Here is a 12306-nt window from a genome sequence, read left to right as displayed (position 1 = left end):
TGGTGTCCACGCTCAACGAGGCCGTCGTGCACCGCGGGGACTTCACGCTCGGCCCGGTCTCGTTGCAGGTCAACGGCGGCGACCGGATCGGGATCACCGGCCCGAACGGTGCGGGCAAGACGACCCTGCTGCGGCTGATTCTCGGCGAACTGATCCCCGACGCGGGGGCGGCGCATCTGGGTCCGTCCGTCGCGGTCGGCGAGGTCGACCAGTCGCGGGGGCTGTTCACCGGGCCGGCGCCGCTGGCCGGACGTTTCGGTGAGCTGATGCCCGAGCTCAACCCGTCCGAGGTCCGCACCCTGCTGGCGAAGTTCGGACTGCGCGCCGATCACGTCGACCGGCCGGTCTCCGGTCTCTCGCCGGGAGAGCGCACGCGGGCCGCACTGGCGCTGCTGCAAGCGCGCGGCACCAACGTCCTGGTGCTCGACGAGCCCACCAACCACCTCGACCTCCCGGCCATCGAGCAGCTGGAGCAGGCGCTGGACTCCTACGACGGCGCGCTGCTCCTGGTGACCCACGACCGGCGGATGCTGCAGAAGGTGCGGGTCGACCGCCGCTGGCACGTCGAGGACGGCCGCGTGCGCGAGCACTGAGCGCGCCCGATTCCTCCGGACAGACGCTATCGAGCCGCTCGTCGTCGTCGGTACCCCCCGGCACATGTCCTTCCCCGGTGCGCAGCCGCAGAGCCCGCTTCCGTACGCCCCGCCGCCGGCGGTCACCCACGACGCGCTGCCGCCTTCGTCGCCGGGCTCGTACGGCTACCCGGCCGGCGCACCCCACCCGGACCATTCGTTCACGCTGCCCAAGGGGTTCGTCGCGGTGGTGGTCGTGGGTCTGGTCTACGCGATCGGTCGTGCCACCGGTCTGGCGCTGCAGTTCTCGGTCGTCACCGGCGACCGGTGCCCCGGCCGGCCGGGGCGCAGACGCCGCCGGCCGGTCCGGTACAGAGTGGCCCTGCGCACCCGGCCCCGGCCCGGGGCCCCGGAGCGCCGCCCGACTCGGTGACGACCACCACGATCGAGGTCGTCGAGAAGAACCCTCCGGCCGGACGATGACCGCGTCCTGATCGCTCACGCGGTACTTCGCGACGGGTGAGCCGCACACCGCTTCCGGGTGCGAAGATGCGAAGATGACCGACCTCGACCTCCCCGACATCCAGCCGGACGTGCGGCTCGTCGTCTCCGACATGGACGGCACGCTGCTCACCGAGGACGGCGCGGTGCCCGACGGATTCTGGCCGCTGCTGGACACGATGCGTCAGCGGGGCATCCACTTCGTCCCGGCGAGCGGGCGCCAGTTCCACACCCTGGAGAACCTGTTCGCCCGTGTGCCGCAGGGCATCTCGTACATCGCCGAGAACGGGAATCTGGTGGTGCACGACGGTCTGTCGCGCGCCTCCAGCACCTTCGATCCGGCGCTGGCGCGGGATGTGGTGGTCGCCGTGCGGGAGTCCGGCCGCGACCTCGGCCTGGTGGTGTGCGGGGTGCGGGGTGGCTATGTGGAGCGGGGCGACCTGCCCTTCCTCGACGAGTCGGACAAGTACTATCTGCGGCTCGACCAGGTCGACGACCTCCTCTCCGTCGACGACGAGATCCTCAAACTGGCGATCTACGACTTCGACGACGCCGCCGCGGCCGCGCACGCCCACTTCGAGTCCTTCGCCGATCGGTGCCGGGTGGTGGTGTCCGGGCCGAACTGGATCGATCTGATGTCACCCGGCGTAGACAAGGGGATCGGCGTGCGGATGCTGCAGGACGAACTGGGCGTCACCGCGGCACAGACCGTGGTCTTCGGCGACTACCTCAACGACCTGGAGATGCTCGACGCCGCCGACTGGTCGTTCGCCGTGGCCAACGCGCATCCGGCGATCCGCGCGCGGGCCCGCTACGGGGCGCCCAGTAACGCCGAGGAGGGCGTCGTGCAGGTGCTCCGGGCGCTGTTGAACGGGCACGGGCGTGGCTGACCGGGACGACGACTCCCCGCCGGCTCCGCATCGGAAGTTGCAGACCGCCTACTGCCTTACTGGTGGTGCTCGGGCTCCTGCTGGCGCCGGTCGCGGTCGCCGGCGCCTGGGCGCGCGGGCAGCTGGTCGACTCCGACCGCTTCGTCGCCACGTTCGCCCCCTCGCCGCCGAGCCGCACGTGCAGGATTACGTTGCCGCGCAGCTGAGCGACCGCGCCGTACAGCAACTGGATCCGTCCCGCCGGGTCGCCGAGCTGTTCGACACCCTCCAGGACGGGTCGCTGCCGCCGCGCGCCGCGGCCGGAATCGGGCTGCTGGAGGCGCCGACCGTCGCCGGGCTGGAGAACCTGATCGAGAACACCGCGCAGCGACTGGTGACCTCGCCGCAGTTCGCGGATCTGTGGGCGGCCAGCCTTCGCCTGAGCCACCGGCAAGTCACCCGGGTGCTCGACGACGACCCTCGCGCGCTCGCCGACCTGTCGACCGACGGCGTGCTCAGTCTGCGGCTCGACCCCGTGTACGACGCTCTGCGCGTACGGCTCGTCGAGCGCGGTCTGCCCTTCGCCGAGCGGCTGGTCGGCGGTGCGCCGCAGGCGGTCCCGATCCTGCACGCCGACGCGCTCGGACTGGTGCAGGCGGTGTACGACGCCGCGGTGATCGGCGGCTTCTGGCTGCCGTGGGCGGTGCTGGCCCTGCTGGCTGCCGTGGGCGGTGCTGGCCCTGCTGGCGGCCGGGGTGCTGATCGCCGTGTCGCCGCGGCGGGCGCTCTCGGGCACGGCGGCGGCGTTCGCGGTGGTGTTCGGGCTCATGTCGGTGGGCATCTGGGTCGGGCGCACGGCGTTCGTGTCGGCGATCGCCCCCGCCACGATGCCGCCGGACGTGGCCGGGGCGATCTTCGATCAGGTCAGCGCGTTGATGTCGGCGGCCGTCGTCGCGCTCACCGTCCTCGGGGCGCTGATCGCGGTGGGAACCTGGATGGCCGGGCCGGCTCGCCCGGCCCGCGCGCTCCGCGACGTGGCCGGGGCGGGCTTCGCGTCGATCCGGTCGGCGCTCGATGCGCACGGCGGCGACACCGGGCGGGTGGGCGCGGTGGTGGAGCGATGGCGACACGCGATCGTGTCGGTCGCGGTGCTGCTCGGCCTGGCGGGACTGGTGGCGACCCGGCCGGTGTCGGTGGCCGGCGTCGTGCGGCTGGTGGTCGGCCTGATCCTGCTGCTGGTGGCGATCGAACTGATCCGCCGGCCCGCCGCGGCGGACGACCTCACGGAACCGGTGTGAACCGTTGCGAGACGGTGCCGTCGAGGTTCGGCGAGATCTGATTGAGGAACGACGCCACCTGGCGCGATTCGGCCGGGCCGTAGGGCGTCGGGACGTAGTCGTTGTGACTCTCGGTGCGCGACAGGCGGGTGGGGATCACCCGGTACTCGACCGCGCCGACCTTCCCGTCGTCCACCTTCACCCGGGTTTGCAGGATCACCGTGCGCTTGTCGCTCGGGTTGGTGTTGCCGCCGAACGAGAAGTTGCCGAGCGAGTACGCGATCAGCTTTCCCTTGTACACGTCCATCGACTGGAGCACGTGCGGGTGCGTGCCGATCACCGCGTCGGCGCCGGCGTCGATCGCGACGCGCGCCAGGTCGCGCTGCACCTCGTACGGTTCGTGAACGCCTTCCAGTCCCCAATGGAAGTATGGAATCACCACTGCCGCCCCGTCTTTCCGGAGCTTGGCGATGTCGCTGCGGACCTTGGCCCGGGTCTGCGGGGTGTCCTGCCACGTCTGGTAGCTGAGCAGGCCGACTTTGATTCCCTTGACGTCTTTCAGGAGCGGATGGTCGTAGTCGGAGCCGTCGTATCCGGGGTTGCCCGCCCCGACGTACTCGACGCCGGCGGCGTCCAGCGCCCTGACGGTGTCGTCGAAGCCTTTGCGCCCGTAGTCCCACGTGTGGTTGTTGGCGATCGTCACCACGTCGATGCCCCCGGCCGGGAGCGTTTTCGCGATCGCGGGCTCGCCGTGGAAGTGGTAAACCTCGCCGTCGCCCTTGTACCGCTTGTTCCGCGAATTGGTCAGGGCCACTTCGAAGTTCGCGATCGTCAGGTCGTCGGCGTCGAAGTGCTTCTTGACGTTCTGGAAGAAGTAGTTCGGGTCCTTGCCGCTCTGCGCCCACGCGGCCGGCAGCGTGAGACCGCCGAACTTGTCGTCGGTGCCCAGGATGGTGTCGCCCACCCAGCTGAGCGTGAGGGTGCCCGAGGCGTCGTCCGACGACGTCGTCGAACCCGACGTGCTCGCCGAGGGAACCTTCGACGACCCCGTCGACGAGCTCTCGACGCTGCACCCGGTCACGGTGAACAGGCCGGCCACGAGCAGCGCCAGGCCGGGAGACAGTCGTCGAGATCGCACCCGGCGATGCGAGCCCATCCGGGCGTCCCGGCGCAATCCACCGAACGGACGACGGGTCGGCCCGGGTGCCGGGCCCCGCCGGTGCGCCGGATGGGACGATGTGCTCTGTGAAGATGATCGCGCGGCGCGAGGTGACGCTGGCGGTGGTGCTGTCGGCCGCCGCCGGCTACGTGGATGCGATCGGCTACGTGTACCTCGGCGGGTTCTTCGTCTCCTTCATGAGCGGCAACACCACCGAGTTCGCGACCAGCCTGGCGCACGGCGACTGGGGTCCGGTGCGGCTCGCGGGCACGCTGATCGGCATGTTCTTTGCCGGCACCGTGCTCGGCGCCGTGCTGGTGCGGGTGGGGGACGGGCGCACCACCGTGCTCGCGGCCACTTCGGTCCTGGTCGCGGTCACGGCGGCGCTCGGCGACCTGACCGACTCAAGCGTGCCGGTGACCGTGTTGCTGCCGCTGTCGATGGGCGTGGTGAACGCCACCTTCCTCAGCGCGGGCGAGACCAGCATCGGCCTGACCTACATGACAGGGGCGCTGGTGAAGGCCGGGCAGCGCCTGGTCGACGCTTTCCGGGGCGGCCCGCGCTGGTTGTGGGCCCGGCACTTGGCGCTCTGGGCCTCGCTGCTGGCCGGCGGCGTGGTCGGTGCGGCGATGCTGCGGTGGATCGGCCTGGGTGGAGCACTGTGGCCGATCGCCGGACTGCTGGCAGTGATCACGGTGATCGTCGCCTTCGAGCGCAAGCGCCGCGGCGTGTTCGGCGCGGTGGCGCCGTCGTCCCGCCGCGAGACCTACGTCCACGGTCCGAACGCGCCCGGAGCGGGACCGGACGGCGCGACCCGATGAGTTCTCGCATACCCTCGTGACCATGCAGAACGCCGACGACGATCTCGCCGCTCGACTGCTCGACGCGCAGGTGGCCTTCGGGCTCCGGCAGCTGACCGAGGAGACCGCGTTCCGGGCGCTCGTCGAGGAGGAGATCGAGGGCTTCTTCGACGAGGCCGGGACGGTGCCGCTGGAGACCGTGATGCCGCGCGAGCTGATCAAACAGGTGGCTCGCAAGTACACCATGGCGTTCCCGGTGGAAGGGGCGATCCCGGAACTGGCCGGCCAGGTGGCCGCCCGCCTGTACCGGCACGAGATCCACGAGACCACCAGCCTGGCCGACGTGATCGAGACGCGGCGCTTCGACGAGCTGGCATCGACGGCCACGGATCTGCGGGTCGCCCGGCGCGCGATCGATCAGGTCCTCGACAGCCCGACCACCACCGACACCGTCGTCGAAGTGATGCAGCGCGCGGTCGAGGAGCGAGTGGGTACGCGACTCGGCCGCCGGCTCTCCTCGCTGGTGGAACGGCTCACGCGCAGTGGCACCGAGATGGCGCTGGAGACGGCGCGGGAGGATTCCGACGAACTGTTGCTCGACGCCGTGCGGGACTTCTGGCGCGGGCGTGCCGACGACTCCGTGGGCGGTTTCCGGGACACCGTCTCCGAGTCCGACGTCGAGGACGTGGTGGTGATCGCTTTCGAGTTCTGGCGCGATTTCCGGCAGTCGGAGTACTTCCGGACACTCCTGGACTCCGGGATCGACGAGGTCTTCGACACCTACGGCGCCACCCCGCTCGCCGACGTGATCGAGGACCTCGGCATCGGCGCCGACGATCTGCGTGAGGAGGCGCTGCGCTTCGGGCCTGTGGTGATCGGCCGGCTCGACCGCGAGGGCTTCCTGGAGCGGATCGTCCGCCGCCGGCTGGCGCCGTTCTACGCGTCGCCGGAGTTCGCCGCCCTCGGTCTCTCCTGACGGCCTTTCGACTCGGGCACTCGCTTCGCTCGCGCCCGGCTCAAGGAGCGAAGGTTCCGAAGTAGCTCGTTGAGCCGATCGAGCCCGCTAGGGCGAGAGCGTGTCGGAACGTTTAGAACACCTCGGACAGGAAGTTCTGCCACCGCTCGCGCCCGGCTCAAGGGGCGGGGCCTTTCGACGCGGCTCAAGGGGCGGGGGCCTTTCGACTCGGGCACTCGCTTCGCTCGCGCCCGGCTCAAGGAGCGAAGGTTCCGAAGTAGCTCGTTGAGCCGATCGAGCCCGCTAGGGCGAGAGCGTGTCGGAACGTTTAGAACACCTCGGACAGGAAGTTCTGCCACCGCTCGCGCCGGGCTCAAGGGGCGAAGGTTCCGAAGTAGCTCGTTGAGCCGATCGAGCCCGCTAGGGCGAGAGCGTGTCGAAACGCTCAGAGCACCTCGGACAGGAAGTTCTGCAGGCGGTCGCTGGACGGGTCGTCGAACAGCCGATCCGGGGGGCCGGTCTCCACGACGACGCCCTCGTCCATGAACAGCACGCTGTCGGAGACGTTGCGGGCGTAGCCCATCTCGTGGGTCACCACCACCATCGTCATGCCCTCCCGCGACAGCTCGGTCATCAGCGCCAGCACGCCCTTGACCAGCTCCGGATCCAGGGCGCTGGTGGCCTCGTCGAAGAACATGATCTGCGGTTTCATCGCCAGCGCGCGGGCGATCGCCACGCGCTGCTGCTGACCGCCCGACAGCGTCGACGGCCGCACGTCCGCCTTCTCGGTGAGTCCGACCAGCTCGAGCTGATGCATCGCCAGTTCGCGAGCCTCGTCCTTGCCGAGCTTCTGGATCTTGCGGGGCGCGAAGGCGATGTTGTCCGCGACCGTCATGTGCGGGAACAGATTGAACTGCTGGAACACCATGCCGATGCGCCGGCGCAACTCGTCGGGATTGTCTTTCAGGACCGAGCGCCCGTCGATCAGGATGTCGCCGGACTGCGGTTCGTGCAGCCGGTTGAGCACGCGCAACAGGGTGGACTTGCCCGAACCGGAGGGGCCGATCACGGTGGTCGTCGTGCCTGCGTCGACCTGGATGTCGACGCCGCGCAGGACGTCGTTGGCGCCGAACGACAGGTGCAGGTCGCGTCCGGTCAGTGAGACCGGATCCGGGGTGGCGAGGGGGACCTCGGGGGTGCTCATCTCAGGCCTTTCCGGTCCGCAGACGCTTGTCGATGTAGTTCACCAGGTGGGTCAGCGGCACGGTCAGGATCAGGTACACGATGCCGGCGGCCACCAGCGGCGACAGGTTGCCGGTCTGGGCGTTGAGGTCGCGCCCGACCGCGAACAGCTCGCGCTGGGTCGCCAGCAGACCCAGGAAGTAGATCAGCGACGAGTCCTTGATCAGCACGATGAACTGATTCATCAGCGCGGGCAGGACCCGGCGCACGCCCTGCGGGACCACGATCTGCGCCATGGACCGCCGGTAGGAGAGCCCGAGTGCGCGGGCCGCCTCCATCTGCCCGGGTTCCACGCTCTGGATACCGGACCGGAAGATCTCGCCGATGTAGGCCGCGGCCAGCAGCGCCAGCGCCACGGCGCCGAGCCAGTAGGGGTTGCCGCCGGTCCAGTCCTTCACCAGCGGACCGACGCCCAGACCGATGATCAGGATCACCACGACGGCGGGCAGCCCGCGGAACACGTCGGTGTACACCCGGGCGGGCCAGCGCAGCCACCGGGACCGGGAGATGCCGCCCATCGCGAGCAGCATGCCGAGTACGGTGCCGATGATGCCGGACGCGATCGCCAGGATGATCGTGTTCGGCAGCCCGGTCTTGACCAGTTCGGGGAACGCCTGCTTGTACAGGTCCCAGTTGAAGAAGGTGTCCTGCAGTTGGGCGAGGGTGCCCTTGCTCTCGACCGCCGGGGAGTTCGGATCGGTGGCGTTCTCGGCGGCGAGGGTCCGGAAGTCCGGGAGCTGAGGCTCGGGGGCGGCCTTGGAACCGGGCTTCCAGCCCTCGGGCAGTTCGCGGGGAACCCAGTCGGTGTACAGCGAGGCCCACGTGCCGTCGGCGATCACCGCGTCCAGTCCGCTGTTCAGCGCGTCGATCAGCTTCTGGTTGCCGATCGGGGCGGCCCAGCCGACGAAGTTGTTGACGCTGAACGTGTCCTCCAAGATGGCCATGCCGTCGCCGTCCTGGATGGCGCCCTCGGCCTGCTGGCTCGGTGCCACCCAGGCGTCGATCTGCCCGCTCTTGAGGTTGGCGTAGGCCGTGGCGTAGTCGGGGAACTTGACCGGGTCCAGGTTCAGGGTGTTGGTGACGAAGTCGTCCTGCACGGTCCCCTGGACCACGCCGATCCGGTGACTCCCGCTCAGGTCGTCGAATCCCTGCACCGCACCGGTCTGCGAGGCGACCAGTGAGAAGTAGCCGAAGTCGTAGCCGTTGGTGAAGGCGACGTTCTTGCGGCGCTCGGCGGTGGTGGTGATCGACGACGACCCGACGTCGAACCGCTTGTTGGCGACCTGGGCCAGCAGACCGGCGAACTCGGTGCCGACGAACTTGATCTCGAGACCGATCTTGGCGGCGACGGCCTTGAGGAGTTCGTTGTCGAACCCGGTGTACTGGCCTGAACTGTTGAGGCAGATGCTCGGCGGCGCGTCGGAGAGTGTGCCGACCGTCAGGACGCCCGGCTGGATCAGGCCCAACTGGTTGACATCGATCGACTCCAGGGGCGCCACCGTCGGTGTGGTGAAGGTGTCGACGGCTTGATCGGAGGTGTTCAGATTCTCCGGCGCGGCGGTCGCGGTCTTGATGCCGGGCGGGGCGCAGAGGCCGTCTTTACCGCTGTCGTCGTCGGCTGTCCCGCAGGACGCCACGACGAGCACACCGAAGGCGACCAGGATCAGCGCCAGCAGCCGGCGGCGAAACGAGTGCAGGGACATGAGAGGTGAGCCTATCGGCCCGACCGCGGCGCAGGGCAATTAAAACCACCATGACGCGAAGGTGTGGAGCGTCGGCGGCGATGCCGAACGCCCCGGCGGTGTGCCGGGGCGTTCGGGGCTGGCTGGGGAAGTCAGGCGTGCGTCAGTTCGCGGCTTCGTAGGCGGCGATGATCTCGGCCGGGATGCGGCCGCGGTCGCTCACGGTGAAACCGTTGGCGTTGGCCCAGGCGCGGATGGCCCGGGTGTCGGTCTTCGGGGCGGCGGCACGGCGGCCGCCGGTGCGACCCACCGTGCGCGAGGCGGCGACGTAGGTGGCGACGGCGTCGCGGAACTCGGCGGCGTGCTCGGGTGAGGTGTCGAATTCGTAGTTCTTCCCGTCCAAGCTCCACCGTACGGTTTCGTACTCGTCGAGTTCGGCTCCGTCGATGTCGTCGACGATCTGGATCTTGGTGCGTTTCGCCATGAATTCGGCCTTTCGGGTCGGAGATTGCGCGCAGGTGCGACAAAGCTTTCGCCGATAGTCTACAAAAGATCGACCGAGAAGCGCACTATTGCTTTTTCAGCGTGTGGGAGTGGTGGTGACAGCCGATGAGTCTGCCGGAGTATCGCCGATCAGGTCGTTCGGGGCCCGCTCTTCCGGGTGGATCTTTTCCACCCCGGTGCGGGTGATCGCAAAGCCCTCATCCGAGCCTGCCGCCAGGCAGTAGAGGCCTGCTACTTCACTGAGACAGGAGAACCGGTCGACGACGATCGATTCCCCGTATTCCAGGATGTGTGAGCGATAGAGGACCGGATAGAGATTGGTGCAACCGCCGGCGGAGAATCCGCTCGCACTCAACACCGCCAGGTTCGGATCCCACTCGCATCCCGCCGGGGCATCGTGCGGCGCCGCATCCGGGCCGTCGATGCGGTCGGACGCGCAGACCAGGGCGTCGGCGCCGTTGTTCCCGGTGGAACAACGGATCACGCGATCGGGGGTGGAGAAGTGGATCCCCGAAAGGCCTTCCAGGCGCTCGCCGGCCGCTGTCGTGGCGCCGCGCCGGAAGTCGGCGAGGCCGGCGCGGGGGGCACTGGAGATCAGCCGGTCGTAACTGTCCCGGGGCGCCGGGGTGTACGTGCGCGAGGTGGTGACCGGGGTCTGGCTCGTCGACAGGCTCGCCGGCGCCGACTCGGTCACCAGTGCGTTGGTGCCGGGGATCTCGATCGGCTTGGACCGGTTCTGCTCCTCCAGAAGGCCGCATCCGGAGGCGGTCACGGCGAGCGCGGCGGCGGCCGCGATCGCCGCTGTCACGCGCAGGCCTGCGCTTCGTCGTCCCCGGCGCACTCCGTACCCTTGCACTGTGGCCACTCCCAAGATCGTGCTGTTCTATGTGTTCACGCCGCTGCCGGATCCCGATGCGATCCGCCTCTGGCAGTCCGCGGTCTGTGAGTCGCTGGGGCTGCGCGGCAGGATCATCGTGTCATCCCACGGCATCAACGCGACAGTCGGCGGCGACCTGCCTGACGTCAAACGATATGTGCGCGCCACGCGCGGCTATCCGGCTTTCCGGAATGCGGACGTCAAATGGTCGGAGGGGGCCGGTGACGATTTCCCGCGGCTGAGCGTCAAAGTACGCCCGGAGATCGTCTCCTTCGGCGCCCCGGACTCGTTGGTCGTGACGGCGGACGGTCTGGTGGGCGGCGGGGCCCGGCTCTCGCCCGAGGGGGTGCACCGTCTGGTGGAGGAGTGCGGTGACGAGGTGGTGTTTCTCGACGGCCGGAATGCGATAGAAGCGGAGATCGGCCGATTTGCAGGCGCGGTGATTCCCCCGGTGTCCACCACTCGTGACTTCGTTCCGCTGATCGAATCCGGGGCCCTCGATCACCTGAAAGAACGTCCGGTGGTGACGTACTGCACGGGCGGGGTCCGTTGCGAGGTGCTGAGCGTGCTGCTGCGCAATCGGGGATTCTCGGAGGTCTATCAGCTCGACGGCGGGATCGTCCGTTATGGAGAGCGGTTCGGCGACGACGGTCTTTGGGAGGGCTCGCTGTATGTGTTCGACAAACGGATGTCGGTGGACTTCTCCGATCGTGCCCGGGTGATCGGTCGCTGCCGCGAATGCGATGCGCCGACCAACCGGGTGGTGAACCATCCGGACCGGCTGGGTCGTGAACTCGCGGTGCTCTGCACGGACTGCCGGGAGGAATCGTAAATGGACGCCCGCGGCGTCCCCGTCGTCGTTCTCGCCGGTTTCCTCGGTGCCGGCAAGACCACGATTCTCAATCATCTGCTGCGGCACTCCGCAGGTCGGCGGTTCGGGGTGCTGGTGAACGACTTCGGGGCGGTGAACGTCGACGCCCTGCTGGTGTCCGGCCGTTCCGCCGGGACGCTGAATCTGGCCAACGGCTGCATCTGCTGCACCACCGATGCCGAAGGTTTGGCGGAGGCGCTGGCCGAACTCGCGCGCTCGGGCGTCGACGCGATCGTCATCGAGGCCAGCGGGATCGCCGAGCCCCGCGCGCTCATCCGCCTGGTGCTCGCGGCGCGGGATCGCCGGGTGGCTTATGGCGGGCTGGTGTACGTGGTCGACGCGGCCCTCGTCGAACGCACGCTTGCCGAACATCCGTCGGTCGCCGGGCACCTGGCGGTCGCCGATCTGGTGGTGGTGAACAAGAAGGACCTGGTGTCCGAGGCCGGACTCGACGCGGTGCTGAAGCGGGTGCGGGAGCTCAACGCGACCGCCCCGGCACTGCCGGTGATCGGTGGGGCAGTCGATCCCGGGCTGCTGGCCGAGGCGACCGGAGGGTCGTCGTACGACGACGAGCCGCGCCAGCTGACCATCGGCGAGCTCCTCGAGCACCCTGGTCACGCGCATGCGCACCTGCACGACGCTTTCGAGTCCGTCGCGGTGCAGACCCCCGACCCGGTGGACCCTCGGCGGCTCGCCGCGCTGCTGGAGCGGCCGCCGGCCGGCGCGTACCGGTGCAAGGGCCTGGCCCTGGTCGACCTGCCGGGCCACCGCGACCACGCCTACGAGGTGCACGCCGTCGGTGGCTTCGTGCGGGTCGGGGTGCGCCCTTGGCCGGACGGGCGGGCGGAGACGAGCCTGGTGATCATCGGCGCCGGCCTCGATGCCGGGGCCGCCCGGGAGGCGCTGTGCGAGGTGCTCACGCCCGCCGATCCCGCCGACGAGCATGGGATTCTGCACCTCACGCGCCACCTTCCGGTGGTCACGGAGGACTAACGAT

General features: G+C 69.3%; 13 protein-coding genes and 1 pseudogene. 9 read left to right on the top strand and 5 right to left on the bottom strand.

Translation table 11 applies throughout. The annotated features are described in order from the left end of the window. Positions 1 to 59: 59 nt before the first annotated feature. The 5 genes and pseudogenes from C6V83_RS19100 to C6V83_RS15065 all read left to right on the top strand — a co-directional run. Positions 60 to 593: pseudogene (locus C6V83_RS19100) on the top strand (ATP-binding cassette domain-containing protein); the annotation flags it as partial. Between the two features lie 64 nt (positions 594 to 657). Continuing rightward, positions 658 to 1005 carry a hypothetical protein gene (locus tag C6V83_RS15075; RefSeq protein ID WP_105943078.1) on the top strand — a complete coding sequence of 116 codons (348 nt, stop codon included), beginning with the start codon at positions 658 to 660 and terminating at the stop codon, positions 1003 to 1005. A 124-nt stretch (positions 1006 to 1129) separates the two neighbouring features. Then, positions 1130 to 1963 (top strand): Cof-type HAD-IIB family hydrolase, encoded by an 834-nt coding sequence (locus C6V83_RS15070; protein WP_105943077.1) that lies wholly within the window; start codon positions 1130 to 1132, stop codon positions 1961 to 1963. A gap of 62 nt (positions 1964 to 2025) precedes the next feature. Further along, positions 2026 to 2169 carry a hypothetical protein gene (locus C6V83_RS18390; protein ID WP_159067530.1) on the top strand — a complete coding sequence of 48 codons (144 nt, stop codon included), beginning with the start codon at positions 2026 to 2028 and terminating at the stop codon, positions 2167 to 2169. Between the two features lie 504 nt (positions 2170 to 2673). After that, positions 2674 to 3240, top strand: a complete 567-nt coding sequence (locus tag C6V83_RS15065; protein ID WP_105943076.1) for a hypothetical protein — start codon at positions 2674 to 2676, stop codon at positions 3238 to 3240. On the opposite strand, the gene C6V83_RS15060 is transcribed toward C6V83_RS15065, so the two are convergent. Then, positions 3224 to 4375: a CapA family protein gene (locus tag C6V83_RS15060; protein WP_105943075.1), complete on the bottom strand. Its 1152-nt coding sequence runs from the start codon at positions 4373 to 4375 to the stop codon at positions 3224 to 3226. The genes C6V83_RS15065 and C6V83_RS15060 overlap by 17 nt on opposite strands. 80 nt (positions 4376 to 4455) lie before the next feature. Between C6V83_RS15060 and C6V83_RS15055 the strand changes: the two genes are divergently transcribed. Further along, on the top strand, positions 4456 to 5199 hold the full coding sequence (locus C6V83_RS15055) for a YoaK family protein (RefSeq protein WP_105943074.1): 744 nt from the start codon (positions 4456 to 4458) through the stop codon (positions 5197 to 5199). A 22-nt stretch (positions 5200 to 5221) separates the two neighbouring features. Beyond that, complete coding sequence (locus C6V83_RS15050) at positions 5222 to 6154, top strand: hypothetical protein (protein WP_105943073.1); 933 nt, start codon at positions 5222 to 5224, stop codon at positions 6152 to 6154. 424 nt (positions 6155 to 6578) lie between these two features. On the opposite strand, the gene C6V83_RS15045 is transcribed toward C6V83_RS15050, so the two are convergent. The 4 genes from C6V83_RS15045 to C6V83_RS15030 all read right to left on the bottom strand — a co-directional run bounded on the left by C6V83_RS15045 (position 6579) and on the right by C6V83_RS15030 (position 10426). Next, positions 6579 to 7337 carry an amino acid ABC transporter ATP-binding protein gene (locus tag C6V83_RS15045; protein ID WP_105943072.1) on the bottom strand — a complete coding sequence of 253 codons (759 nt, stop codon included), beginning with the start codon at positions 7335 to 7337 and terminating at the stop codon, positions 6579 to 6581. Position 7338: 1 nt separating this feature from the next. Further along, positions 7339 to 9078 (bottom strand): ABC transporter substrate-binding protein/permease, encoded by a 1740-nt coding sequence (locus tag C6V83_RS15040; protein WP_105943071.1) that lies wholly within the window; start codon positions 9076 to 9078, stop codon positions 7339 to 7341. A 142-nt stretch (positions 9079 to 9220) separates the two neighbouring features. After that, positions 9221 to 9541 carry a histone-like nucleoid-structuring protein Lsr2 gene (locus C6V83_RS15035; protein WP_105943070.1) on the bottom strand — a complete coding sequence of 107 codons (321 nt, stop codon included), beginning with the start codon at positions 9539 to 9541 and terminating at the stop codon, positions 9221 to 9223. Positions 9542 to 9637: 96 nt separating this feature from the next. Then, complete coding sequence (locus C6V83_RS15030) at positions 9638 to 10426, bottom strand: hypothetical protein (protein WP_159067529.1); 789 nt, start codon at positions 10424 to 10426, stop codon at positions 9638 to 9640. Here C6V83_RS15030 and trhO point away from each other — a divergent pair. Together trhO and C6V83_RS15020 are read left to right on the top strand one after the other, a co-directional pair. After that, positions 10419 to 11270, top strand: coding sequence for an oxygen-dependent tRNA uridine(34) hydroxylase TrhO (gene trhO / locus C6V83_RS15025; protein ID WP_105943068.1), 852 nt, complete (start codon positions 10419 to 10421; stop codon positions 11268 to 11270). The genes C6V83_RS15030 and trhO overlap by 8 nt on opposite strands. After that, positions 11271 to 12302, top strand: a complete 1032-nt coding sequence (locus C6V83_RS15020; protein WP_105943067.1) for a CobW family GTP-binding protein — start codon at positions 11271 to 11273, stop codon at positions 12300 to 12302. Positions 12303 to 12306: the final 4 nt, after the last annotated feature.

It is taken from the genome of Gordonia iterans (assembly GCF_002993285.1).
Classification (GTDB): Bacteria; Actinomycetota; Actinomycetes; order Mycobacteriales; family Mycobacteriaceae; genus Gordonia; species Gordonia iterans.
Note: the sequence above shows the minus strand (reverse complement) of the source record. Positions and strands in the feature narration are given on the sequence as shown.

What these genes read in the sequence shown, in the direction of transcription:
- C6V83_RS15075 (WP_105943078.1), top strand. Translation starts at nt 658, where the DNA reads ATGTCCTTCCCCGGTGCGCAGCCGCAGAGCCCGCTTCCGTACGCCCCG.
- C6V83_RS15070 (WP_105943077.1), top strand. Translation starts at nt 1,130, where the DNA reads ATGACCGACCTCGACCTCCCCGACATCCAGCCGGACGTGCGGCTCGTC.
- C6V83_RS15060 (WP_105943075.1), bottom strand. Translation starts at nt 4,375, where the DNA reads ATGGGCTCGCATCGCCGGGTGCGATCTCGACGACTGTCTCCCGGCCTG.
- C6V83_RS15055 (WP_105943074.1), top strand. Translation starts at nt 4,456, where the DNA reads ATGTGCTCTGTGAAGATGATCGCGCGGCGCGAGGTGACGCTGGCGGTG.
- C6V83_RS15050 (WP_105943073.1), top strand. Translation starts at nt 5,222, where the DNA reads ATGCAGAACGCCGACGACGATCTCGCCGCTCGACTGCTCGACGCGCAG.
- C6V83_RS15045 (WP_105943072.1), bottom strand. Translation starts at nt 7,337, where the DNA reads ATGAGCACCCCCGAGGTCCCCCTCGCCACCCCGGATCCGGTCTCACTG.
- C6V83_RS15040 (WP_105943071.1), bottom strand. Translation starts at nt 9,078, where the DNA reads ATGTCCCTGCACTCGTTTCGCCGCCGGCTGCTGGCGCTGATCCTGGTC.
- C6V83_RS15035 (WP_105943070.1), bottom strand. Translation starts at nt 9,541, where the DNA reads ATGGCGAAACGCACCAAGATCCAGATCGTCGACGACATCGACGGAGCC.
- C6V83_RS15020 (WP_105943067.1), top strand. Translation starts at nt 11,271, where the DNA reads ATGGACGCCCGCGGCGTCCCCGTCGTCGTTCTCGCCGGTTTCCTCGGT.